This is a genomic window from Candidatus Lokiarchaeum ossiferum (assembly GCA_025839675.1).
GTDB classification, from domain to species: Archaea; Asgardarchaeota; Lokiarchaeia; order Sigyniarchaeales; family Promethearchaeaceae; genus Lokiarchaeum; species Lokiarchaeum ossiferum.
This window is the reverse complement of record CP104013.1, coordinates 4,929,786-4,953,612: the sequence shown is the minus strand read 5'-3', so window position 1 is coordinate 4,953,612 and position 23,827 is coordinate 4,929,786. Positions and strand designations below refer to the sequence as shown.

At 33.4% G+C, this 23,827-nt stretch carries 23 protein-coding genes; 15 read left to right on the top strand and 8 right to left on the bottom strand.

The annotated features are described in order from the left end of the window. Positions 1-46: 46 nt before the first annotated feature. Together NEF87_RS21240 and NEF87_RS21235 are read left to right on the top strand one after the other, a co-directional pair. A complete protein-coding gene (locus tag NEF87_RS21240; RefSeq protein WP_457917399.1) occupies positions 47-1,294 on the top strand; it encodes a hypothetical protein in 1,248 nt (415 codons plus the stop codon). A 104-nt stretch (positions 1,295-1,398) separates the two neighbouring features. Continuing rightward, positions 1,399-1,779, top strand: a complete 381-nt coding sequence (locus NEF87_RS21235; protein ID WP_371803525.1) for a 30S ribosomal protein S8e — start codon at positions 1,399-1,401, stop codon at positions 1,777-1,779. 121 nt (positions 1,780-1,900) lie between these two features. Here the strand turns inward: NEF87_RS21235 and NEF87_RS21230 are convergent, their stop codons facing one another. The 4 genes from NEF87_RS21230 to NEF87_RS21215 all read right to left on the bottom strand — a co-directional run bounded on the left by NEF87_RS21230 (position 1,901) and on the right by NEF87_RS21215 (position 6,610). After that, positions 1,901-2,296, bottom strand: a complete 396-nt coding sequence (locus tag NEF87_RS21230) for a signal recognition particle subunit SRP19/SEC65 family protein (RefSeq protein ID WP_371803524.1) — start codon at positions 2,294-2,296, stop codon at positions 1,901-1,903. Between the two features lie 46 nt (positions 2,297-2,342). Next, positions 2,343-4,373 (bottom strand): glycoside hydrolase family 127 protein, encoded by a 2,031-nt coding sequence (locus tag NEF87_RS21225; protein WP_457917398.1) that lies wholly within the window; start codon positions 4,371-4,373, stop codon positions 2,343-2,345. Between the two features lie 55 nt (positions 4,374-4,428). Continuing rightward, positions 4,429-5,964 (bottom strand): acetyl-CoA decarbonylase/synthase complex subunit gamma, encoded by a 1,536-nt coding sequence (acsC, locus tag NEF87_RS21220; protein WP_457917397.1) that lies wholly within the window; start codon positions 5,962-5,964, stop codon positions 4,429-4,431. Positions 5,965-6,061: 97 nt separating this feature from the next. Further along, positions 6,062-6,610 (bottom strand): hypothetical protein, encoded by a 549-nt coding sequence (locus NEF87_RS21215; protein WP_457917396.1) that lies wholly within the window; start codon positions 6,608-6,610, stop codon positions 6,062-6,064. 254 nt (positions 6,611-6,864) lie between these two features. Between NEF87_RS21215 and rpsB the strand changes: the two genes are divergently transcribed. Together rpsB and NEF87_RS21205 are read left to right on the top strand one after the other, a co-directional pair. Further along, entirely contained in the window at positions 6,865-7,623 is a 759-nt protein-coding gene (rpsB, locus tag NEF87_RS21210) for a 30S ribosomal protein S2 (RefSeq protein WP_371803520.1), read from the top strand. Positions 7,624-7,777: 154 nt separating this feature from the next. Further along, positions 7,778-8,305, top strand: coding sequence for an arsenate reductase/protein-tyrosine-phosphatase family protein (locus NEF87_RS21205; RefSeq protein WP_371803519.1), 528 nt, complete (start codon positions 7,778-7,780; stop codon positions 8,303-8,305). Between the two features lie 17 nt (positions 8,306-8,322). Here the strand turns inward: NEF87_RS21205 and NEF87_RS21200 are convergent, their stop codons facing one another. Continuing rightward, the gene (locus tag NEF87_RS21200; protein ID WP_457917395.1) at positions 8,323-9,714 is read right to left on the bottom strand and encodes an AIR synthase-related protein; all 1,392 of its coding nucleotides are present in this window, start codon (positions 9,712-9,714) and stop codon (positions 8,323-8,325) included. Positions 9,715-9,797: 83 nt separating this feature from the next. Here NEF87_RS21200 and NEF87_RS21195 point away from each other — a divergent pair, with 83 nt between their 5' ends. Together NEF87_RS21195 and NEF87_RS21190 are read left to right on the top strand one after the other, a co-directional pair. Then, positions 9,798-10,802, top strand: coding sequence for a beta-ribofuranosylaminobenzene 5'-phosphate synthase family protein (locus NEF87_RS21195; RefSeq protein ID WP_457917394.1), 1,005 nt, complete (start codon positions 9,798-9,800; stop codon positions 10,800-10,802). A gap of 49 nt (positions 10,803-10,851) precedes the next feature. Next, positions 10,852-11,259, top strand: a complete 408-nt coding sequence (locus NEF87_RS21190; RefSeq protein WP_457917393.1) for a dihydroneopterin aldolase family protein — start codon at positions 10,852-10,854, stop codon at positions 11,257-11,259. Here the strand turns inward: NEF87_RS21190 and NEF87_RS21185 are convergent. Continuing rightward, positions 11,249-11,959 (bottom strand): hypothetical protein, encoded by a 711-nt coding sequence (locus NEF87_RS21185; RefSeq protein ID WP_457917392.1) that lies wholly within the window; start codon positions 11,957-11,959, stop codon positions 11,249-11,251. The two genes, NEF87_RS21190 and NEF87_RS21185, sit on opposite strands and share 11 nt — an antisense overlap. An 86-nt stretch (positions 11,960-12,045) precedes the next feature. On the opposite strand from NEF87_RS21185, the gene NEF87_RS21180 reads away from it, so the two are divergent. The 5 genes from NEF87_RS21180 to NEF87_RS21160 are packed head-to-tail and all read left to right on the top strand — an operon-like array spanning position 12,046 to position 16,712. Continuing rightward, on the top strand, positions 12,046-13,113 hold the full coding sequence (locus NEF87_RS21180; protein WP_457917391.1) for a DUF1464 family protein: 1,068 nt from the start codon (positions 12,046-12,048) through the stop codon (positions 13,111-13,113). A gap of 21 nt (positions 13,114-13,134) precedes the next feature. Next, the gene (locus NEF87_RS21175) at positions 13,135-13,704 is read left to right on the top strand and encodes a flavoprotein (protein ID WP_457917390.1); all 570 of its coding nucleotides are present in this window, start codon (positions 13,135-13,137) and stop codon (positions 13,702-13,704) included. Positions 13,705-13,712: 8 nt separating this feature from the next. Further along, complete coding sequence (locus NEF87_RS21170) at positions 13,713-15,338, top strand: DUF4346 domain-containing protein (RefSeq protein ID WP_457917389.1); 1,626 nt, start codon at positions 13,713-13,715, stop codon at positions 15,336-15,338. Positions 15,339-15,369: 31 nt separating this feature from the next. After that, entirely contained in the window at positions 15,370-16,140 is a 771-nt protein-coding gene (locus tag NEF87_RS21165; protein WP_457917388.1) for an alpha/beta hydrolase family protein, read from the top strand. Beyond that, positions 16,125-16,712: an NUDIX domain-containing protein gene (locus NEF87_RS21160; protein ID WP_371803510.1), complete on the top strand. Its 588-nt coding sequence runs from the start codon at positions 16,125-16,127 to the stop codon at positions 16,710-16,712. Before NEF87_RS21165 ends, NEF87_RS21160 begins: the two co-directional genes overlap by 16 nt. 124 nt (positions 16,713-16,836) lie before the next feature. Here the strand turns inward: NEF87_RS21160 and NEF87_RS21155 are convergent, their stop codons facing one another. Together NEF87_RS21155 and NEF87_RS21150 are read right to left on the bottom strand one after the other, a co-directional pair. Beyond that, positions 16,837-18,147, bottom strand: a complete 1,311-nt coding sequence (locus tag NEF87_RS21155; protein ID WP_457917387.1) for an MFS transporter — start codon at positions 18,145-18,147, stop codon at positions 16,837-16,839. Between the two features lies 1 nt (position 18,148). Continuing rightward, on the bottom strand, positions 18,149-19,081 hold the full coding sequence (locus NEF87_RS21150; RefSeq protein WP_457917386.1) for a phosphocholine cytidylyltransferase family protein: 933 nt from the start codon (positions 19,079-19,081) through the stop codon (positions 18,149-18,151). Between the two features lie 376 nt (positions 19,082-19,457). Here NEF87_RS21150 and aepX point away from each other — a divergent pair, with 376 nt between their 5' ends. From aepX to NEF87_RS21130, 4 genes are read left to right on the top strand one after another with little or no spacing between them, the layout of a single operon-like run. Beyond that, positions 19,458-20,759, top strand: coding sequence for a phosphoenolpyruvate mutase (gene aepX, locus NEF87_RS21145; RefSeq protein WP_457917385.1), 1,302 nt, complete (start codon positions 19,458-19,460; stop codon positions 20,757-20,759). After that, the gene (aepY, locus tag NEF87_RS21140; protein WP_457917384.1) at positions 20,760-21,890 is read left to right on the top strand and encodes a phosphonopyruvate decarboxylase; all 1,131 of its coding nucleotides are present in this window, start codon (positions 20,760-20,762) and stop codon (positions 21,888-21,890) included. It abuts the gene before it with no gap. Positions 21,891-21,906: 16 nt separating this feature from the next. Further along, positions 21,907-23,076 (top strand): iron-containing alcohol dehydrogenase, encoded by a 1,170-nt coding sequence (locus NEF87_RS21135; protein WP_457917383.1) that lies wholly within the window; start codon positions 21,907-21,909, stop codon positions 23,074-23,076. Between the two features lie 16 nt (positions 23,077-23,092). Next, positions 23,093-23,818, top strand: coding sequence for a phosphocholine cytidylyltransferase family protein (locus NEF87_RS21130; RefSeq protein WP_457917382.1), 726 nt, complete (start codon positions 23,093-23,095; stop codon positions 23,816-23,818). Positions 23,819-23,827: the final 9 nt, after the last annotated feature.

The following is a 23,827-nucleotide window of genomic DNA, read 5'->3' as shown; positions in this document are numbered from 1 at the left end:
CCAAATCTTTTTTTATAACTGTTTTCTTTTCTTTTATTTAGAAAAAATGGTCTCTTCCAAATTCAAATCTCTCTCCGAGAAAATGAATGAAGATTTGCAAAAGATTGCTTTCCCGCGGTTAACAGGAACCGAGGGAGAAATCAAAGCGCAGAATTATCTTTATAATTTATTGAAGAGAAAAAACTTACCAACAACTGTGGAGACCTTTGAGTATGAAAATTGGACTGATAAAATAAAAAAATATCGAGGAAATATTTTTTCAATTTTACTTCTTGTCAATTTTTTTATCCAATTAATAGCGAATACTATACTTTCAATTGGATTTATCTTATTCATCTGGCTAGGATTTCAACTATGGCCAAATATCCAAGAGAAATTGATTCCCAAAGAGAGTAAAAAGAAGAAGAAGTCTAAAAATATCTCTACCCACCTAAACTCAAAGAAAAATGAGAATTTTGAAATGAAGATGGGGTTAATTCTTCTAATTGCCCATTATGATTCTACGGGGAATAAATTTGCATCGAAATATACATCCATCTGTGAAAATATAATAATATATGATATGCACCTTTTGTCATTCGTCATTATTTTGTTCAAGGTAAACCAGAGCAATTTTACTCGTTCAAGTTTATTTTATTTTTTCATAGGAATAATACTACTCCTTAGTGTTCTTGAAATTGGGACATTAACTTTTCTTAAAGCAAATACTTTGAACAATAAATCCGATGGATTAAAAAATAATGCAATGGGAATAATTTGCTTCCAAGCTCTTTTAGAAGAAATTTTGGATAAGCATGATATTTTTCAATGGTCTGACATCAAATTTCTTTTTCCTGGGGCAGAAGAGCAAGGCTTATATGGAAAACGATCATTTTTTATTTCTCAGAGAAATTTGCTGCAATCCTACAAAGATATATATGTTTTTGATTTGAAACAAATGGATCAACAAATGGAATATAATTCCATGTCAAATATCCTCCAACAAACAAAGACAAAAAATGAGATTGACAACATTTTCAAGCATCATTTGTCAAAAATGAAATGTCCGTTAAGAAAAAATAAGAAAAAAGTTCCAGAATTTCGATTTGCAAAAAACCTTCATGGCCCAAATCTCAATTACTTCTTAATAACCGCGCCAAAAAAGCAAAACAAAATAAAATTGAATTTCGGAAAAACAGAGGAGAAATGTTCATTATCAAATTATCAAATCATTTCTGATCTCAAAGAATTCTTCTATAATACGATTTTTTCATTAGATAAACGAATAGATGATAAAATAGAAGCGGCAGAATAAGATGGGAAATATCTATTATCACAAAGGTTTTTTAGGGAGTAAGGAAGGAAGGTTAATCGAAAAATTTAATATTAACGAAAAATTGAACAACTTAGTGATATAAAGTGGTACAATATCAAGAACGATCAAAAAGGAGATCTACTGGAGCGAAAATCCATTCGGCCCATAAAAAACGAAAATCTCGAATGGGTCGAGATCCAATCGAAACCAAAATTGGTGAAGAACGAAAAAAAATAGTTCGAACCCAAGGTGGGAATATTAAGATTAAGGCTTATTCTATTGATATGATTAATGTTACAGATGCAAAAAAGAATACAACCCAAAAAGTATCAATTAAAGGACTTGAGGAGAATAAAGCTTCTGTGGATTATCAGCGTCGAAGTATTTTAACCAAAGGCGCAATTGTTGAAACCGAGCTTGGTAAGGTTAGAATTACCAGTCGACCGGGGCAACATGGACATATTAATGGTGTTTTATTAGAATAATTAAATACACAATAAATTCATCTTTTTTAACTCTATTCTCAATATATTTATTTGAAATTCAAATTACATACACTATTTTAATTAACTGGAAAATAGAATAAAGAAAAAGATGTTTTGGATTTTATTTCTTCTTGCGTTGTTGCGCAATTTTTTGCCGGAGAATGTCTGCTTGTTGGGCTTTTTTCTTATGTTTCTTTTTGACTTTACTTTCTTTCAACTGTTTCAACCGATTAGTGCGAGCTTTTTGGATTTCAGGAGCCATTTTCTTTAATACATCATTTTTTTTTTGGCCTAATGTGTCTACGAGTAATAATCCCGGTTCATCCCAAGTTGAGCGGGGATATTTACTTCGAGGATCAATTTCATATTTAAATTTTAATTTTTGAGCCGCAGTAGCTAAATCTTTAAGTATTGGTTTTTCTGTTGCACTTTCGAGTGAAATTTTGCGACCCATATTAACTGTACGCGATTTATCGAAATATTGTGGCCAAAATATTGTTAATCCTTTTCTTCGCATAAATTTTATACCTTGTAGAAAAAAAAGAAACGCAAAATAATATATTTTACGAATTATTTGTCCGAATCCAAACTTGCATCTTTGACTTTTTACGGTTTAACCACGTAAAATAGGGAACAAAATTTAAAGGAGTACTTTTATTTGAACGAGCTTGAAGAGTGGTGACTCCTTTTAGAAGAGAATCGTTGAATTCAATTTGAATTGGTTCATTCAAATCTACTTTCACATTAGACATATCTTCATTTAAATTATCGATATCTTCAAGACAATAAATTAGGGGACCTCGAGAAAGAGCGATCTTGTGATTATTAGATCGTACTTTAGGATTTGAATAATTTATCTGGACTTTCATTGGAAAATTAATTGATATCACATCATCGGGTTGCCATGTGCGTAAAACATTAATATAGTAAGAATTGTGCAACAAGCGATCGGGAAATATTTGAGAATTTGAACTGGGATTATTGAGAAGTGTATAGGGTATGGATGAATCATTGCACTTCAGTTCAAAATGTTCAACCCAACTTGGGATTCTTAGAATAAGATTAAACTCATGGGAAGAAGCCATGCGAAATTGAATATTGCTTTTTCCTCCCCAAGGAAATTGGGAAGCCATTTGAATCTTTACTTCTTGCATCTTACCTTCTTTAGAATCATTTAATTTGAACCTTGTTTCTGATTCGATGTATTGATTTACCCAGATGGAATTGTTACTACTTGAATAGATGTATTTACCTAAATGTCCCCACAAACGTGAAATATTAGAAGGACAACAAGGTGTATCAAACCACGGTTTTCTTTCAAAATGCCCTTCAGATTCCAAAATATTGCGGTATAAGTATTTTGTTCCATCAAGAGAAATGCCGACCGAAGCCGCATTATATAATTGACGTTCAATTAAATCATGGTATTTAGGCTCACTTGTCGCTAAAGCCATTTCCCATGACCAAAATATGGAGGCAATTGCGGCACAAGTCTCACAATATGCGTAAGAATTATTTAATTCATAATCCCGCCCAAATCCTTCAATGATCGGAAGAGAGCCCACACCTCCCGTAATATACATTCTTCTACTAACCATTTTGTCCCATAATCGTTCTAAAGTGGATAGCAGAGTAGAATCACCATTTTCAAGATATAATTTTGTTGCAGCAGTTACGAAATAACCAAATCTGACGGAGTGACCAACCGGTGATTTCCATTTCCTTAGAGGTTTATGTTGTTGAAAATATTTACCTGAGAGAAAAGAAACCAGAGATCTAAATGCCATGGCAAATGGTTCCTTCTTTTGTGCCATTTCATTAAAATCGAAACCATGGTATTGTTTCTCTACAAAATTTAATTCATTTTTCTGGATCTCTATTAATTTATTCCTCCGATTTTGATCAAAATTTTGTTTCACTAAGTTAAATATGAAATTGTGCGATTTCCCACGTTGTTCAATAAAATGTTGGGCCATATTCAAATATTTTTTATTTTGGGTGATTTGATATAACTTAAGTAAAGCAATTTCAATTTCTGGATGTCCTGGTGTCATGAGTGGAGAGCAATTCTGGAAGGAATCAACGATTAAATCGGCCGATTTAGATACGATATCCAATAATTTTTTTGAGTGGGTGGCTTGAAAATGCGAAATTCCCGCTTCTATGAAATGACCCAGACAATAGAGCTCATGTTCAATTTGTATATTAGCCCAGCGGCGATCAGGAAAGTGAAATTGATTATATGTGTAGAGATACCCATCAGGTAACTGAGCATGTTCCATAATCGCAATATACTCATCAATTATGTCATTTAATTTCCCATCATAATGGGAAGCAAGAATAATTGATGCAGCATCCGCCCATTTATGGACATCAGAATCGCAATAAAAAAATCCTTTGCGAAATCCTTTCTTAAGATTACCCACAATTCGGAAATTATCAACACTTCCCGCTTTTTCCAATTGATCCCATTGATAAAAAATACTTATTTCTTGATTGGTTCGATTCCGATCTTTCCAAAACCCCTTCTTTAATTCAACATTCCTATATGGTAATTCAGAATTCTTTTGGTAGGAAGAAATTTGCGGTATCATTCTATATGATATTTTCAACTTTTAGCTTTAAGAAAATTTGGAAAAAATAACATTCCTAAGTTTGGGAATATTTAGCCTTTATCTCGTCAATTTTCCATTTTTCTTGAATAAAAGAAGGAATAGACGATGAATCCCGGGGACCTACCCATACTTCACATTTTGCGAGATCTTCCAAGGGTGCTTTTAGTCGTGCAGCCATTCCAGGAATGATGATAATTCGATGTCTAATTTTATTAAAAATATTGTGTTTATCAAGGGTTTTTTTTATCTGCTCTTCATTAAATTGACCTCCAGCAGTAGCACTTTCAATTCCAATTCCTTCAGTATCAACAACCACGAGATAACCATCCAGATTGGCATCAATTAAATCTTGTTCAACAGGGATTTTAGTCATTCGATAGTTAGAAGTCACATAGACAGGAGACCATTCAGAAGGTGAATTTATAATAGTTAAACCCGGATCTACGCGAGGATACACGCGGGGATCAGTGAATATATTCTGTCTGTAGGTCATTAACGCCATCAACCCCCAAATTTCTTCAGCATTTTGTCCAACATGAGAAATAATAAGATTGGAGTCAATGGTTTGAAGTAAAATACCCATTAAAACTTCTTCATATTGTTTCTTCCACAAGGAAGTCGATGCTTGAGATTGATCTTCAAATATTTTTTGGATTTCAGGAGTTAAATTAAACCCTGCCGATAATTCTTCTACAGAAGATATGTTTGTTTGGTTTTGGCTCCATAATACTGCAGGAACACCCATTAACGGATATCCCATTAAACTATGGTGATTTTCAAAAATATTGTACCTTATCTCTTGAATTCGATTCAAAGTGAAAAATTTTCCCCCAGAAGTGAAAAAAGTTCCGGGATCAATTACAATATCAGTCACCCCAAATTTTTCAAGAGAGGAAATCAAGTTGACTAATGAAGATAAATCAGGCGCAAAACATGCAAGAGGTACATCATATTTCCGAGAGATTTTAGCAAATGTATCAGCATTCTGAGAATTTGCAGCATAGATAAGAGGCCTATGAGCATGGAAATGTTCTAAAATTCCTTCTACTATAGATGGGTCCAGGCAACATAATATTACGGGTAAATTGGAAATTTTAAAAACAAGTTCAACAACTTTTATATAATTTTCGGGAATTTGGGAAGTATATCGGATAGCCAATGCATCCAAAGTTAATTTTTCACCAATTCTGATTATAGATAGATCTGTTAAATATTGGATTTTCTTTTCAAATTCTTTCCAATCAGAAATATTATCCGAAATTTCCACCGCTATCGCAGTAGGATTGTAAAATGTTCTTTGATGCCGATATAGAACTTCTTCCCCGCCAATTTTACATTTTCGTGTGCCTGTTCCAAAAATAACTTCTTTTTGTGGAGGCAATAATAATTTACGAATTTGATGATAATTCATTTGCTGTTCTGGAAATTGTAAATGTTCACACTTTTTCAGTGCAATGTTTCGTTCTAAAACATCTGTGGCAAATTCTAAACAACTTTCTTTTCCACATAATTTGCAATTCGTTTTATCTAAAAATTTAAAGATTTGTAAGGGTGTGGCGCGATTTTTCATTCCTATTCCTCAAAACGACTTAAATAAGATAGTTTAAGATGCTATAAAAGTTGTTGTAGACTTAATAAAAAAATAAAGAAGTTAAGGAAAAAAAAATTTAATCGAAATTAGCGGGGCCGCTGATCAATCCTCCAAGGACGCCTCCAAAAATTAAAAAAATGAAAATTGTGAACAAAGATCCCATTGTATTGCCAAGATTCCTTATAAACATGGAACTAAAATCCGCTCCTGCAAACATTCCAATGATAGCCCAGATGATGAAAATGGAAGCAAACCAGATCAAACTAAAAATTAACCCACGTTTCACACCTTTAATAATGGTTCCAGACAAAATTCCTACCGTAAACCATGTGAGAATTGCAGGCCATATAGTTTCACCAAATAAAATGAATCCAAGGGACGACTCTTGAATATTATTTTGAGAAAACTCCCCGAACCAATCTGCTTGAAATCCAGAACCAAATAACATATATAACCCTTGAAAAAAGGTATTAAAAGACCCCGATTGAAGTAGGGGTACAATATCACCCCCAATTGAAATACCCCGATAAATAAAATCACTGAATATAAATACACCAAATAAAGAAAAGAATAAAGCGAATAAAACAGCACCTAAAACTCTAACATATTTTTGTTGAAATTGCATATATCTCAAAAAATATATTTAATTTTTACAGTAAAAAGTTATTCCTTTCCTCAAGGTAATATTAGTATTCCTACGTAAAAACCGTTTTTTGGCGATTTAATCAAAAAATTATTAATTCATCCTTCTTTAGATAGATTAAATCGTCTAGCAGATGGATCATTTTATGATTCATTGGAAAAAAAGGTTCTAGGCGTTCGCGAGATTCACGCAAGATGGAATTGAATCAATGAAACGAAAAAATTGGTGAATAACAAATGTCCAGTAAAAATATCAAAGAAAGATTAGAATCAGAAGAAAATTCTGATGAAGTTCTAGCTATCGATGATGAAACCGTTGTTTTACAAGAGGAAAAAGAAGATAATCTCTTAATTCCTCGTGATGAATATTTAAGCCACGGAATTCACATTGGTACAAAATTAAAAACAGCTCACAGTGAAAAATGGATTTATCGAACAACCAGCTATGGGTTATATGTAATAGATTTAACTGCCACTGATGATCGAGTAAGAATTGCAGGAAAATTCCTTGCATCATTCGATCCAGATCGAATTATGGTATGTTCAGTCCGAAGATATGGGCGTGCTCCAGTAAAAGCATTCTGTAAAGTAACCGGTGCTAAAGCATTAGCAGAGCGATTCATTCCAGGAACTCTTACAAATCCAATGATCGACCAATTTAGTGAAGCCGATGTACTCATTATGATCGATCCACATGCAGATAAACAAGCATTAGCAGAAGCTCGATTAGCCCGAATTCCAGTCGTTTCTTTCATTGATACAGATGATTACTTATATAACATCGATTTAGCCATTCCAAGCAATAATCGGGGTCGAAAAAGTCTTTCCAAAATGTTATGGATCTTAGCTCGCCAGATCATGCGAGAAAGAGGAAAGATCGCACCTGATGGTGATATCGAATTAAGCGTTGAAGATTTTGAATCCAAAATCCAACGTTCTGTTTCTGCTGAAACAGAAAATTACAACGAAAAGAAAAAGAAACACGGTAAAGTTTAACAATTTCGTGCAATTTTAATTTTTTTTATCACTTCCTTCTATTTCATAAGCGACTGAAGTATTAATTATCATAATGTCAATGATTATGAGCTCATTTTATTTTACAATAATAGAAAAAATATTATATAAAAAAGGAAATTCAAACCATTAAATAATGAAGATAGAATCTTTTTGGAATGCTTTAAAATTGTCAACCAATCCCAAATTAATTTTTGTGTGTTTGGGAAACATCTGTCGGTCCCCGTTTGCTCAAATGAAGTTTGAACAATTATTGCAACAATCAGAAGTTAAAAGAAAACACGAATTTATTATCCAGAGCGGAGGGTTTATCCATCAGAAAGATGTTCGGATCCATCCAATGACAGAGAGAGCCTTATTAGAAGAGCAAATTCCAATCGAAAGAATTGAGCAACATTTTCCAAGAAGATTACGAAAGCATAAAGAAGATCTCCTGGATGCAACAGCTTTAATTGTTATGGCTCAATCTCATCGAGATATTCAAATGCCCGCCAAATATCGGGATAAAACAATATTATTGTCTGCAATTGCCTTAGATGGGAAAGAAATCGATATTCCGGATCCCGCATTAATTGAGAATTTTGAGGAATATAAACAAATAATGCAAAAAATTACCGATTATCTTAAAACTTTCATCAAATTGCTTGAAGAAAAGGGATTTTAATTAAAAATTCAATCCAGTTAATTTGAATTATGTTTCAGCATTGTTTCAAAATATTTTCTTTTTTCTTGAGCTTTTTGATATGCTTGAAGGATTCTGATTTCATTTTTTGCTGAATTCATAGAATCTTTATCAACGACTTGTTTTATTGGAGTATAAGCAGATTCTCGAAATCGAGGAATAATTTTTTCTTCTCCATCGGGTGATACAAATATAATCTCGGGATTAGGAGTAACTTCTCCGACGATAGATGTTTTTATCCCATTACTCTGAAGTAGATCAATTATCTTTGGAGCAACTTCGGCTGAAGAAAATATTAGAAGAGCATCTAAAGATACACCAAGAAAATCAATATTATTACTTTCCAACATTTCTAAAATTTTAGGGTCAACAAGACTTTTTACAAATTCTGGGCGAATTCGCGCTCCCAATTGAGATTCATTGTTAATTTCATACAAATCACCGCGAAGTCCTCCATTGGTTACATCGGCCATTGAATGAATTCCAGAACATATTGATGGGTTTTGAAATAATAATTTACAAGCCTTCAGGAATTTTAGATTTAACGTTTTTAGAATTACTTCCGGTTGACCGGAATAAAGAGCAGATGTTGTAATAGTTCCTCCTCCTGCGCCTTCAGTCATCAAAATGATATCCCCATTTTGAATATTTTTCCTAAAAAATGAATATTCCATTTGACCAATTGCTGCAATACCTCCAGTTAATCTATCTCCAATGACCATATCACCACCAATTCGTAAAGTTGAACCCGCAGTGATGGGTACTTTCGCAACTTCCGCAACACAAGCAATACCCGCTTGAAAATCAAATAATTTTCCAATATCACCATCATCAGCGAGATGAACATCCACCATAATCGAAAGAGGATTTCCACCTTTCACATAAATATCTCTCAAAGCTGCGCGAGTCACATGAAATCCCGCAAGAAAGGGATAATCACTTAGACGACTATGCATCCCTTCCATCTTTGTTAAAATGATCTTAGATTTACTAATAGCAGATGAATTAAAATTAAGGTCTATTGCCCCCGTATCATCCAAAGACAAAGGAGAAATATGGGGTTTTACGGAAGTTTGGGATAATTTAGCCAATAAATCATGTACATAAAAATCACCTTGTCCTCTACAACCTACACCACCTTGGCCCATCGTAATATCTGCCTGAGGAATACCTAACAATTTATTGATTACTATTTTTTGATTTAATTCAGATTGACTTGTAGCGGATAAACTTATCTTACTTTCTTTAAGAATGGCAGCAGCCATCTTTCTTAGAACATTATCCGGGAACGATTTATAAATTTTGTATTGATCAATTAAATTATGAATGATTTTTTCATCGGCAATTCCTTTTTGCAATAATTTTTTTGCAATTCCTTCTAAATCGGCCATTTTTTCTTTCCAAGATTTTAATTATCCTTGAAAAAGAAAAAAAATTTATCAAATTTTGCACTATTTTTCTTGAGGTTATTTTAATGAAATTTCAAATATCTACTCCAGCCCGTATCCATTTATCCTTAATTGATTTGAACGGGAGTTTAGATAGAGTAGACGGAGGATTAGGGATATGTGTTAATAACCCTCAACTTAAAATAGAATTTTCAGATGAAACCTCAGATTTATTTGTATTCTCGGGACCCCAACAACACAAAAATTATTTCGAAGAATTTGCTATCAAATTCTATGAAAAATTTAATATTGTTCCAAAGCCAATTGCAGTAAAGATTCAAAAATTCGTAGCAGAACATCAAGGACTTGGTTCAAAAACTCAATTCCTCCTTACTATAGCCAAAGGAATGTGTATGTTATATGAAACAGAAATGACCCCTCACCAAATGGCCGTTCTAATTGGTAGAGGAGGAACATCTGGAATAGGCTATCAAACATTCTTCAATGGAGGATTTGTATTTGATTTAGGTCATTCCTTTGGAAAGGGAAAAGATAAACAATCGTTTTTACCCTCTTCAGCAAGTGCTTCACCTCCAGCATTGCCCTTTTATCTGAATAAATGTCCAACTAATTGGAGAATATTATTGATTCAGCTCAATGTGAAACAAGGAGCGAATAAAGAAGAAGAAATCAATATTTTTCAAAAATATACTCCCTTAAAACTTTCTGATGTTGAAAAAATAAGTCACCGAATATTAATGCAATTCCTTCCCGGATTCATTGAAAACAATATTAGCTTAATGGCCCAAAGCTTACACTTCATTAACAATCATGGATTCAAAAAAGTAGAGATTAGTTTGCAAAATTCTTTGGTGAGCATTTTAATTGAAAAAATATATCAAAAATTCAGTGTTCCAGTCGGAATGTCTTCTTTTGGGCCAACAATTTTTACAATTTGTGATTCAAATAGTTTAATGATCTCCATTAAAAGTTATGTCCAAAATGTGTTAGAAAATGAATTAAATTCGCCAGAATGTGCATTTATTGAAACAAAACCAAATAATAAAGGTCATAAAATCGAATTTTTGTAGTACATTATTTTAATATGCTTTTTTAGGTTTAGGGACTATGTTAAGTTATATGGAAAAAATTGCAGATTCTTATAGAATACCCGAGGTTTCAAACAGAGACCAAGCTATTTTTGAGACTGGGATCAAACTTGCAGCAATTTTTCATCAGTTTTCAGGAACTCCAATTTGTTGTGATGAAACAATTCAAACCAAAATTGCAGAGGGGATTATTGCTTCCATCAAATGTCAACCATTCGTTAAAGAGGTTCGTATCGCTTTCAAAGCTTTAGATGATTTTGAAGAAGAAAAATTTTCAAAAAGTCATGAATATGATTATACTGTGATTTCTGGGAGAAATTTAATAGCGGAGGTAGAACTCAGTTATAAAGAATGGTCCATAGTTGGACATTTAGAATGGATTGAGCAATTAAATTATCCTCTTATGTATATGAAGAGCATTAAAAAAATTAGTGACTGAAATCAAATAGTTCTTGTACCTTAACATTTCGATCGATCAGAAAATTATCAATCACTGTAAAGGATTCTTCAAAGCGATCCATATCACGCCATTCCGTAATTTTTTTCTTAATTGTAAGGTAGGAGGTAAGGCTCTCCTTATATTCCTTTGAATATTTTTCATAAAGGGGGATTCGAGTAGCATAAATTAATGCTTCTATAGCAAGATTCATAGAACGATTATTGAAAATATGCGGGTAGTGAAAAGTGTGAATAGATTTGATTTTAGCCCTAATATTTGGAGCTTCTCTTCTGCGACATTCAGGTTTAGATAAAATTTTCGACGGCATAGGGATGACCTCACATTCTACTGCACACCATGATGATTTTAATACTGGAACCGAAAAATCATCTCGATAAGCAGAAATGGGTAGTTCGTCCACACGTTCATCAATCCCTTTCGTTTTTAATCCTGCTATGACGAATTCATAAAAACATTCTGAAAAATTAATAACAAACGTTACCCCAGGCTGTAAAATCGCTCGGGTGTGAGTATCAGAATATGCATGAATATATACTTCATTATTCGAAGTAAAATGAACACCTATGCATGCAGCATTTATCTTTTGGGGATTATCAAGAAATCGTACACAGATAATTGATTCATAATTTATTAGAGGTTCAAATTGAACAGTATTCGTATTTTCTTGTGGTTCATTCATATCTTTACCAGCTATGAAGTATTTGGATTCCAAATAAAAAAAGTCTTTATTTTTCATATCCATTATCTAAATGATTCAATGTGAAAGTGATAGGAATAGATCCTGGAACGAGTTCATGGGATATTTTTGGATATGATACAAACAATAATGAGGTTTTTGCGGATAAAAGTATCCCATCAGCCCAAATCATAGATAATCCAGAGAGAATCATAGTGGAAATATCAAAATTTGAACCATTTGATTTTTTGGCAGCCCCCAGTGGATTTGGAATCCCAATAAAAAAAGTTCAAGATCTAACTCCCGAAGATATATTTGAAATCACGTTAAGGAAGAAATCTTCAAAAAAAGTAATGGGACTTCAAAACTTGCTTTATAAAATGCAAAAAAAAAGTTGGAATGCCTTAATTTTGCCTGGAATTAAACATCTTCCGACAATTCCTGCATATAGAAAAATAAATAAAATCGATATGGGAACAGCAGATAAATTGTGTACGGTTGTAGTTGGGATAAAAGACATCATGCTTCGAAACCAGATCAAATGCAGCGAAGTAAATGCCATTTTTGTAGAATTAGGAAGTGCATTTAATTCAATAATGGCTATTGAAAAAGGAAAAATTATAGATTCCATTGGAGGTTCAAATTTATTTGGATTTCGAGCAGGAGGTGCTTTAGATGGGGAGCTGGCATATCTCCTAAATATTGTAACTAAAGAAACAATTCAAAAAGGTGGGGTATTGTCTGTTGTTAATGATCCGAAATTCACTATGGAACATCTTCTGCGTGAATCAAAAACCAAATTCATTACCAGAAAAGCACTAAATGCATATATAGAAGATATAGTTAAGCATGTTCACGCGATTCGTAGCATATTTTCACCTGAAAACCCTCCAACCTATATTCTTTTATCAGGAAAATTAGCTGCTGAACCATATCTGCAGGATATTCTTGAAAGAAAACTTTTCATGCTAGCACCTTTGCGTATTATGAAGAATAATGCAAAAAATGCAAAAAGAGCGGCCCAAGGTGCAGCTTATATCGCAGAAGGGTTAAATGACGGTCCTTCAAAAGAAGTGGTTAAAAATTTATTGATTGATAAAGCAACTGGGCATGTATGGGATAACATTTTTTATGATCTTGAGATTGAGAAAAATTAGGATAGAAATTTGGGAGTAATGATGATGAAAATCGCGTGGGGGATAACAGGTGCAGGGCATCAATTAAAGAATAGTATTGGAATAATTGAAAAATTAGTGCAAAATGGGGAAAATATTGATTTATTTATATCCCAAGCAGCAGAAATAGTAATTAATATGTATTCTTTGAAATCTCGGTTAGATAAAATTCAAAAAGAGAACCCAAATCAAGTAAAAAAAATCTATTATGGTCGGACTCAAAAGCCAGGTTTTCCAATTTGTGCCAAATTTAATTTAGGATTCTATGATTTTCTTGTGATAAGTCCTGTGACTTCGAATTCCGTAGCAAAAATGCGATGTGGAATTGCAGATTCTTTGATCACCAATATTTTTTCTCAGATGATTAAGGGAAGGGGAAAAATTCTTTTGGTTCCAACTGACATAGTCCACGGGAAAATCCAAACAGAAATCCCTCAAGGAGGCACCATAGAAATTACGATCGATGAATTTAATAGTAAAAATGCAAATTCTTTGACAAAATTTCCAAACACTCTTGTTTTCTCCAATCCACAAGAAATAATGACTTATATTTTGGAAAAAAAAGAGACTTGAATAGCGCGATGAGACTAAAATCTGAAAATCCACAAAAAATTCTTTTGATCACTGGAGAAAATGCCTTTGATTACATAAAAAATGTAAATTTAGATCACTTTCAGGCCAAATATCAATTCCAAATTGCCAAGATCCCAATTGGAACCATTGCGTTCCTCACAAAAATAGAGTTGGAAAATTACTTAAATCAATTTAAGAAGGAAGAATTTCACTTCATTTTAGTATCAGGATTAATTCCATGGGATTTAGATGAAATTAAAGGGCCATTTCAGGGAAGAATAAAAAAAGGTCCGAAATTTTTTGGCACTTTTCCAGAAGTACTTAAAAAGCTAAACATTTCAGATTTTTCAGCCAAATATCCAGCAAACATCAAATTAGAAAATCAAGGACAGACCAAAATGGAAGAACTCATCTGTAACTCCAGAGAAACATTAATATCCGAAAATAGCAAAAATTATTTTAATCTTTCCGATCAATTTCCAACTGTTTTGGTCAGTTCTTTTTTACCGCCCCTACTTATTGGTGAAATTGTTGATTTCCCAAAAAAAACGAATGAAATTTTATTAAAAATTGCATCAAACTACGTTCAACAAGGTGTAAATGTAATAGATTTGGGTTGTATTGCAAATGAGAATCATAGTGCAAGAATTCCGGAAATTATTAGATTAATTAAATCTCAATTAAAAACACCAATTAGCATTGATAGCCTTAATGCAGATGAAATAGTTACAGCAGTTAAGGCAGGTGTTGATTTGGTTCTCAGTGTTACTATTGATAACTATAAGAAATTGCTTGATTTCTCCAAAGAAATTACTTTAGTAATTATCCCTTTTTCAAGTAAATATCCAATTTCTTTAACTAACTCCAAAGAAATAGTTGATAGATTATTTTTCATTGAAGAAAAATTGCGTCAGGCGGGATTTAAGCGGATTTTGTTAGATCCAATAACACAATCACCCATTTCACCAGGATTAACTTCATCAATTCACGTTTTACAAATTTTGAATGAAAAATTACAGAATTTTGAATATCGAAATAACCTGCCAGAAAATCACCCTCAATCTCAAATTATGATGGGATTTGGAAATGTTACGGAATTAACCGATGGAGATTCTCCAGGAATAAACACACTTCTATCATTATTGGGAGCAGAGTTAAATATTGCAGCAATATTGAGCACTGAAGCATCCAATAAAACACGCCACTCTTTTGAAGAAATAAATCGAAGTAAAAAATTAGCTTTTCTGGCTAAAAAATTAGATCAACCTCCGATCAATCTTGGAGTAGATGCATTTAGTTTTAAATTCAAAGACTTATATCCTGAATTCATGGAAAATCGGAAATCTTTCATCGAAATACCTCCACTTAAAACAGACGCAATAATGGATCCCAACGGTTTTTTTAAGATCTATCTCGATGAACTGGAAAAAAAAATCATTGTTAGCCATCATATTCTTTTTAATAACCAAATTACAGGGACTGATGTTTTTTCTGGGGTAAATGCAGAAGCAATATGCAAAGAAATGATCAAACAAAACTTAATTTCGAGGCTAGATCATGCAGCTTATTTGGGGAGAGAACTTGCTCGAGCAGAATTAGCTCTTCAAAAAGGTAGTAAATATATCCAAGAATAATTTTTTCAGTTAAAATAACTTATATAAATTGATGTTAAAAAAAATTCAAGTTTCTCGATCCATTGATGGGTTTTTACACGCAACAATTTATACAACAGAGAAAGATCCTTTAATAACGCCGATTGTAGTTCTTTGTCATGGATTTACAGGGGATCAGACAGAATGGGGAAGGTTTGAGAAAACGGCGACCATTTTAAATCAAAACGGATATGATGCCATAACATTCGATTTTTCAGGTTCGGGGAAGAACATCCGAGAACCTATTACATTATCCAAACAATCCCAAGACTTGAAAGATATTTACAATTATTTAAAAGAAAAAGGTTATGTTAAAATAAATATACTGGGGCTAAGTTTTGGAGGATTAACCGCCTTGGTGACCCAAATTCCCGATATTGTATCATATATTTTTTGGGCACCCGCTTTCTATATATTTCGTTTAATTCCTAAATTTCACAAATTTCTTTTGAAATTGGCCTATATCTTTAAACGCCCTCCAATAAAAAGAGAATCCTTAAACAATCATCCAGTTCTTATGGATTATACATTTATTTCTGATGAAAAAATGAAAAATCCAAATCAATACTTGGAAAATATGGAAGTTCCTTCTTTAATAATTCATGGAAATAAAGATACAACCATATACCCAAAAGTTATTATTGAAGCTTTTCAACACATGCCTGCAAAACTTAAGAAAAAACGAGTGGAAATCGAAGGGACCGGCCATAATTTTGATGGTAAATATTTAGATCTGTTTATTGAGCACTCTATTAATTGGCTAAATGAATGGAACAAAAAATAGAAATATATATTGAGGAAAATGGTATGAAAATTACGGATATCAAACAATTACATGGTACAGAGTGGTTAGCACTTAAACAAGCATCTTGCTTGAGTAAGGATGGAGATCACTTCAAATGGGATTATGTTTCACGGAAAAATAACCAAAAAATCGTCATTTTGCTTTGTCATTCGATAAATATGACAAAAATATTACTTCTCAAAGAATTCCGAGTCCCATTAAATAAATGGGTAATCGAATTTCCAAAAGGATTAATAAACGAGGGTGAATCAATCACAGATGCAGCAATCCGCGAATTAAAAGAAGAAACAGGTTATGATGGAAAAATCATTGAAATTCATCCCTTCATGGCAACTAGTGCTTATTTAACAGACGAAACGACTTCTATCGTGGAACTTGAAATTATTGAAGAAAACATTGGGTTAACAAAACACGAGGAGGCAGAAGAAATTATTCCATTCTGGGTTGAAAAGAGTGATTTTCAAAAAAAAATTCTTGATTTTGAGAGAGATAATTTCATAATTGAAAGCAATGTCTGGTTTTATTTCAAAGGGTTAAAACATCAAGACTAATTCTTGATTTTGAGAGAGATAATTTCATTTACTACTTTAACAAGCAAATTAATAAAAATGATAAATGATAAAAAAAGTGGGAAAGAAACCCGCTTAACTTCAATTCAATTGATGAATCGCAAGTTTATAAAAATTCTTTTTTCTTCGGTACACTTTTCCAGTTAAACATAAGGATCACACAAGCAGCTAATGCAGCGATAATCCAAAATAGATAGGCTGTTTGCAATCCCCCTTCAGATTCTAAAATAATACCCACAATCTGTGTAGAGATTGCAGCTCCGACATAACCCCACCCATCAATGAAGCCAGTTGCAGATGAAGCAGCCTTACGCGTTCCAAATTCCATAGGTATTGTGGAAACTAATAGAGCATGAGGTCCAAAGGTTAAAAATCCAATTATTGTTAATAAAGGTACTCCAATTATTAGATTAACTTGAGGAATCTTGCTATAAATAAATAAGGAAAGAGCTAATAATCCAAATAATACAGAAATTATCGGCATTCTTCTTTGTTTCAAATATTTATCAGAAATCTTAGCACATGTTAGGGCACCAATTGCCCCACCAACAGGGAAAGCAACAATTTTCCAGATTGTCAATTGATCTGTTGATTCAAAAGCAATTAGAGTTGGAAGCCACTCAGTTATGCCATAGCGAACCATATTTAAACAAAAAAGTCCAAATGCAGCAAATAATATGGTTTTATTTGTAAAGATAGCCTTGAGAGTATACTTGAATCCTAAATATTCATCTGTTTTGGACTCACCTTTTTTAACATTCCCTTCACTTTCTTCTTCAATTGTGGAAAATCCCGCTTCTTCAGGAGCATTACGGACATTGATATAGTTAAAAACACCAATTATAGCCATAAGAATGGCGGGAATTATAAACACAAATCTCCATGACAAACCAAATGTATTTGAAATTAAGATAGCAATTACCCATGCAAGTGATCCACCGATCATATACGACGTTCCTAACCGACTCGACCATTTTCCACGTTCCTTTGGAGGAAACCAATTTGCAATGGTTTTAACAGAAGGAGCCCATCCCATAGCTTGGAAAAATCCATTTAACCCCCAGAAAATACCAAATAACCATACATTTTGTCCAAATCCCCCAATTAAGATATTAAATATGGAAGAAACCACCAAACCCAATGAAACCATCCTTCGGGCACCCAATTTATCTCCTAAAAACCCATTGAAGAATTGTCCAAATGCGTAGGCATAAAAGAAGGCAGAGCCGATAGATCCAAAAATAGTGGTGGAAATCCCATATTCTTCCATCATAAACGGTTTAGCAACACTGATATTAGATCTTCCTATATAGTAAATCATATAAGTGACCCAAACGGTGAAAAAAATCTGAATTCTTCGACTTTTTAACTCTTCGGGAACATCCGAGGAAATATTTTCAGAACTTATTTCACTCATCTTATAATTCACCATTTTCTATCAATTTTTTAGCATAATCAAAATCTTGTTGAGTGTCTATTTCGACCCACCCATGATTAACTTTGACAGCATGAATTGGATAACCCCGATCAATTAATTCTTGAAACATATCCGTCAAATAAGCCTTTCGTATTGATACAGCATCATGAAATCGTTGATGATCTTCAAACCGACAGGTTTTACTTTCCCGAGCTCGATGATAATTTCGTCGTAGGATTTCTGCCCCTTTTTTTGTAAATTTTGCGACTCCAATAAATTCCCCATCGTAAGTATCAGGATTGCAGAATTTGGAAATGGAAGTAATTTTCCCATCTTCAAGTTTAACTAATTCTGCTTCATCGGTAGGATGTTCATCGCGTTTTGCATATCTTTTTCTCCAATCTGGTTCCACTCCAATACACATATCATAGGGAGCATCCAAAATTTTCTGGAAGATTTCTTGGGAAAAAATACTATCAGCATAGGTACAAATAAATCCATCTTCCATAGCATCTTCTGCAAAGAAGAGTGATTCTAAAATATTATTCTCTGTATAAACATCATTATCATAATATTCCACGTTTTTAATGGTGAATTTATCTTTTTGATATCCTCGAACAATGGCAATATCATTTAATCCAACTTTGTGAAGAGTTTCAATCTCTCGTTCAATAAGAGATTTGTTTTCTTCAATCTCCACCAATGGTTTTGGGAGGTACTTTGTCATTTCTTTAAGACGGGACCCCATTCCAGCAGCAATTATTATTACTTTCATTTTATTATCAACTATATTATTTTGATATCGCATTACAATTCGTTCTAAAAGAGAAATATGTTCATCAAATATCTCCGAAGTCTTCTTGTATCCATTTTTTTTAACACTTTCATATATTGCTTTGATTTTTTCAATATCGGTATATTTTCGTTTAGCCATTTTTCTCACAGAATTGATTAATACAATCTTGGAACGCATACCTAATAAAAATTATAATATCTTTAATATAACTTATTTTGAAATTAAGATGAAAGAAAATCAAATTTCATATAGGTAAGTAGATGTATTTTAGTAGAAATCATAAGGTAAGATATAGTATTTTTGCGATGAAATTTAACACAGATTAAAAATCAAATCTCTAATATTTAATGTAAATTTGATTGAACCCTAAACAAATTTAGATCATTTAGGATTTTCATTCAATTGAACAACAATTTGACAGAAATATAACAAGGAATCTTATTTCTTATTAGTAAGCAACCATTTAGACAAATTTTAAATCAAGGACACCTTGATTATGGATAGGTAAAATCTCATGACAAAAGTTTATGTTGCGATGAGTGCAGATTTCATTCATCCAGGTCACATTAAAATAATAAAAGAAGCAAGAAAGCTTGGAACAATAATAATTGGCATGCTTACAGATGAAGCAATTGCCACATATAGAAGAATTCCCGTTCTGAACTATGAGCAACGTAAAGAAATTATCTCGATTATTGAAGGAATTTCAGAAATTATTCCCCAGAAAACTCTCGATTATTCAGAAAACCTATATAAAATAAAACCTGATTATGTAGTTCATGGAACCAACTGGAAAGAAGGACCTCAACGACATATCAGAGAAAAAGTAATCAATATCTTAAATGAATGGGGAGGAAAACTAATAGAACCAGAATATTCCCAAGAATATAATTCAGATGAATTATTTCGTGATAAATTTGGTATCGGAACAACTCCGGAATTACGTTTACGAAAACTCCGACAATTGATTGAATTAAAACCAATAGTTCGAATTTTAGAAGTCCATAATGGCTTAACAGGCCGGATCGTGGAAGAAACTCGAATTGTTAAAGGAGAAATGGTGAAAGAATTTGATGGGATGTGGGAAAGTAGTTTAACAGATTCAACATCCAAAGGGAAACCTGATACGGGTGCAGTCGATATCACATCCAGATTAAAAAATATCGATGAAATTTTAGAGGTCACCACAAAACCAATGATTGTTGATGCCGATAGTGGGGGTTTGACAGAACATTTTATTTTTACAGTGAAAAAACTTGAACGGTTGGGGGTTTCTGCGGTAATTATTGAGGATAAAGTGGGACCTAAAAGAAATTCTCTATTTGGAACCGATGTAAAACAAACTCAAGATTCCATTGAAAATTTTGCTGCAAAAATCAATGCGGGAAAAAAAGCACAAATTACACCTCATTTCATGATCATCGCACGAATTGAAAGTTTGATTTTGAAACAAGGACAAGCCGATGCATTGGCCCGAGCTAAAGCTTATATCAAAGCGGGTGCAGATGCGATTATGATCCATAGTAAAGAAAAAGAACCAACCGAAATTTTGGATTTTTGCAAAGAGTTTGCTAAATTGGAGGAAAGAGTCCCGATTGTAGTTGTTCCTTCAACATATTGTCAAATAACCGAAGACGAATTAATCAAAGCGGGTATAAAAATAGTCATTTATGCAAATCATCTCTTACGCAGTGCCTATCCAAATATGGTGGCCACAGCAAAGTCCATTTTACAAAATGAGCGAGCTAAAGAAGCATCTGAGAAATTTTGTATGCCCATTAAAGAAATCCTTGAACTTATTCCGGGAGGAAAATAAATGAATCCTCATGAAATGTGGAATATTTTTCAGAAAAAAGGATTAGACTTTTTTACAGGAGTCCCCGATTCAACCTTCAAATCATGGATGAGTTTCTTAGATGATATGAACGGGAAGGTACTACAAAATGTAATCGCAGCAAATGAATGTGAAGCATTAGCAATTGCTTCGGGTTATCATCTGGCCACGAAAAAGTGTGGTATTGTTTATATGCAGAATTCTGGTTTAGGAAAGACCGTTAATCCGATAACATCGTTGGCCGACCCCGAAGTTTATTCTATCCCTCTATTGATGCTTATAGGATGGCGAGGAGAACCAGGCAAAAAAGATGAACCACAACATAAAAAAATGGGGAGAATTACAATTCCACTGTTAGACACTTTGGAAATCCGCCACACCATATTTCCGGATAATCCAAAAGATTTAGAACTAGAGTTGAGTAAAGCCCTCACATACATTAAGGAGAAAAATTCTCCTTTTGCATTTATCATCAAAAAAAATACACTAGATCCCTATAAGAGCCAGAAAACGAAGGAGCCTAAATCGAATTTCTCTCGAGAAGAAGCAATCCAAGCAATTATTTCACAATTAGAAGGGCAAGAAGTGATCATTTCAACTACAGGTAAAACCTCACGGGAGTTATTTGAAACACGGATTTCTCGTCGAGAAGATCCCAGAGATTTTTACACAGTTGGATCCATGGGATGCGCATCAGCGATTGGACTCGGAATTGCTTTAAATTCCAAAAAAAAAACAGTTATATTGGATGGGGATGGAGCGATGATCATGCAAATGGGATCCTTAGCGACGATTGGCCATTACAAACCATCTAATTATTACCATTTTCTCTTTGATAATAATGTCCATGATTCGACGGGAGGCCAACCCACAGTGTCAGACACAATAAAATTGGAAAAATTGGCGGAAGCTTGTGGATATGCTTCAGTAATAACCATCTCTGACAAAGAAAAACTATCGGAGACTGTGAAGAAAGTTTTCTTGAAACCAGGACCCGCAATGATCATTGTTAAAGTGAAACCGGGTGCACGAGCAGATTTGGGCCGACCTACAACAACACCCATCGAAAATAAACAATATTTCATGAATTACTTAGAAGAATTAAACAAATAAAACCGAGAAGAAGTTAATGACAACAAATATCTCCTATTCCTATTATAATCCTGTTGAAACTATATTTGGGGTACATGCTTTTAAAAAAATTCTTCCCACGATTCAAAAATATGTGCAGAATAACCATATTTTGATTGTATCGGATGAAAATCTATTAAATATACTTGGCATTCATGAAAACCTCCACACTTTATTAAAAGCAAACGGTTATACAGCAGATTTTTTTGAGAAACCTGGAAAATATTCATCTATCAGTATTATTGATAGGGGTGCAGAACGTGTAAGAAAGCACCAATATGGGTTGATAATTGGAATAGGAGGAGGATCTGCCATGGATACGGCAAAATGTATGGCCATTTTGGGGAGAAATAATGGAAGCATTAATGACTACCTAAAAAAAGGAAAATCTTTAGAAAAAACAGGAGTTCCATTAATATTAGTTCCTACAACCGCTGGAACCGGGAGTGAAGTTACTCGGTGGGCCACAGTCTGGGATTTAGGGGATTTTTTTAAGAAATTTTCACTCTCAGATCCTAAAATGTTTGCAAAAGCTTCGATAATCGATCCTACCCTATTACTAAAATTACCTCCAAAAATGAGCGCAATGACAGGTTTGGACGCACTTAGTCAAGCGATTGAAGCCTATTGGTCTAAAAATCATAATCCAGTCTCGGATGAATTTGCTCTTAAGTCTATTGAGTTAATCCTGGAAAATATTACCAAAATGTTTCATAACCCTTCCGATCTCTCCTACCGAACGCAAATGGCCTTAGGGAGTATGTTTTCGGGGTTAGCATTTAGTAATACAAAAACAACAGCAGTTCACTCTGTTTCATACCCAATGACGCTCCATTTTAACATTCCGCATGGATTAGCATGTGCTCTCACCCTAGGAGAATTTATCAAGTTTAATGCCCTTGAAACGCCAAATAATACTTTAGAAGCACCGCAAAGACTACAAACAATTATTTCTCTTTTCAAAACCAAAACTGCAGAAGAAGCAGCATTGAAATTGACCATGATAATGAAAGAAATGGCTTTGGAAACGAAGTTATCCCAATTCAATATTGATGAAAATGGAATTGAGAAAATTATTGCGGAAGGTTTTACCCCAGATCGAGTCAAACATAATCCTCGATTAGTTACCAAAGAAGATCTGCGGGAAATTTTACATAATATTAAATAAAAAAAAACTGATTACTATGAAAATTATGATACTGAACTCGGGATTGGCCCGAAGGTTAAAGCCCTTAACTGATAATACCCATAAATCTCTTCTTCAAGTAGGGAATAAGACCATCTTAGAACGACAAATAGAAACTTTTGTCAAATGTGGATTTATGGACTTTTTAATTACAACTGGACCTTTTGAAGACAAAATTCAAGCTCATATCAAGGAAAAATTTCCCAATATAACGGTAACCTATGTGAATAACCCATTATATGATAAAACAAATTATATTTATTCAATGTGGTTAGCTCGAGAAAAAATGCATGATGATATCATCCTGCTTCACGGAGATTTGGTATTTGAAGATTCCGTCGTTGAAAAAATAATTAAACAAGAAAAAAGTTCGGTGATTGTTGATTTTGATGAACCATTACCAGAAAAAGATTTTAAGGGATTGATTATCGACAATGAAATTAAGCAAATAGGTCTGGATATTTTTGGGGAAAATGCCGCGTTCTTACTACCTTTATATTATTGGATCCAAGCAGATATGGAGCGGTGGATGAGGGAAATAAACTCATTTGTGGAACAACATGAAACTAATTGTTATGCAGAAAATGCATTCAATCAGATCTCTTCCGAAATCCATCTACATCCACTTGCGATAAAAAATGAAATCTGTATGGAAATTGATACCTACGAAGATTTACAAAAAGCGAATAAATTGCTTAAATTACCAAAAAAACGCTTATTTTAGTTTTTTCTT

Bases quoted from the DNA above. Each gene is read 5' to 3' on its own strand.
- NEF87_RS21230 (WP_371803524.1), bottom strand. From the start codon at position 2,296: ATGCGAAGAAAAGGATTAACAATATTTTGGCCACAATATTTCGATAAA.
- NEF87_RS21160 (WP_371803510.1), top strand. From the start codon at position 16,125: ATGGAACAAAAAATAGAAATATATATTGAGGAAAATGGTATGAAAATT.
- NEF87_RS21215 (WP_457917396.1), bottom strand. From the start codon at position 6,610: ATGCAATTTCAACAAAAATATGTTAGAGTTTTAGGTGCTGTTTTATTC.
- NEF87_RS21205 (WP_371803519.1), top strand. From the start codon at position 7,778: ATGAAGATAGAATCTTTTTGGAATGCTTTAAAATTGTCAACCAATCCC.
- aepY (WP_457917384.1), top strand. From the start codon at position 20,760: ATGAATCCTCATGAAATGTGGAATATTTTTCAGAAAAAAGGATTAGAC.
- NEF87_RS21175 (WP_457917390.1), top strand. From the start codon at position 13,135: ATGATGAAAATCGCGTGGGGGATAACAGGTGCAGGGCATCAATTAAAG.
- NEF87_RS21200 (WP_457917395.1), bottom strand. From the start codon at position 9,714: ATGGCCGATTTAGAAGGAATTGCAAAAAAATTATTGCAAAAAGGAATT.
- NEF87_RS21130 (WP_457917382.1), top strand. From the start codon at position 23,093: ATGAAAATTATGATACTGAACTCGGGATTGGCCCGAAGGTTAAAGCCC.
- aepX (WP_457917385.1), top strand. From the start codon at position 19,458: ATGACAAAAGTTTATGTTGCGATGAGTGCAGATTTCATTCATCCAGGT.
- NEF87_RS21185 (WP_457917392.1), bottom strand. From the start codon at position 11,959: ATGAATGAACCACAAGAAAATACGAATACTGTTCAATTTGAACCTCTA.
- NEF87_RS21135 (WP_457917383.1), top strand. From the start codon at position 21,907: ATGACAACAAATATCTCCTATTCCTATTATAATCCTGTTGAAACTATA.
- NEF87_RS21225 (WP_457917398.1), bottom strand. From the start codon at position 4,373: ATGATACCGCAAATTTCTTCCTACCAAAAGAATTCTGAATTACCATAT.
- NEF87_RS21170 (WP_457917389.1), top strand. From the start codon at position 13,713: ATGAGACTAAAATCTGAAAATCCACAAAAAATTCTTTTGATCACTGGA.
- acsC (WP_457917397.1), bottom strand. From the start codon at position 5,964: ATGAAAAATCGCGCCACACCCTTACAAATCTTTAAATTTTTAGATAAA.
- NEF87_RS21190 (WP_457917393.1), top strand. From the start codon at position 10,852: ATGGAAAAAATTGCAGATTCTTATAGAATACCCGAGGTTTCAAACAGA.
- NEF87_RS21150 (WP_457917386.1), bottom strand. From the start codon at position 19,081: ATGGCTAAACGAAAATATACCGATATTGAAAAAATCAAAGCAATATAT.
- NEF87_RS21195 (WP_457917394.1), top strand. From the start codon at position 9,798: ATGAAATTTCAAATATCTACTCCAGCCCGTATCCATTTATCCTTAATT.
- rpsB (WP_371803520.1), top strand. From the start codon at position 6,865: ATGTCCAGTAAAAATATCAAAGAAAGATTAGAATCAGAAGAAAATTCT.
- NEF87_RS21155 (WP_457917387.1), bottom strand. From the start codon at position 18,147: ATGAGTGAAATAAGTTCTGAAAATATTTCCTCGGATGTTCCCGAAGAG.
- NEF87_RS21240 (WP_457917399.1), top strand. From the start codon at position 47: ATGGTCTCTTCCAAATTCAAATCTCTCTCCGAGAAAATGAATGAAGAT.
- NEF87_RS21165 (WP_457917388.1), top strand. From the start codon at position 15,370: ATGTTAAAAAAAATTCAAGTTTCTCGATCCATTGATGGGTTTTTACAC.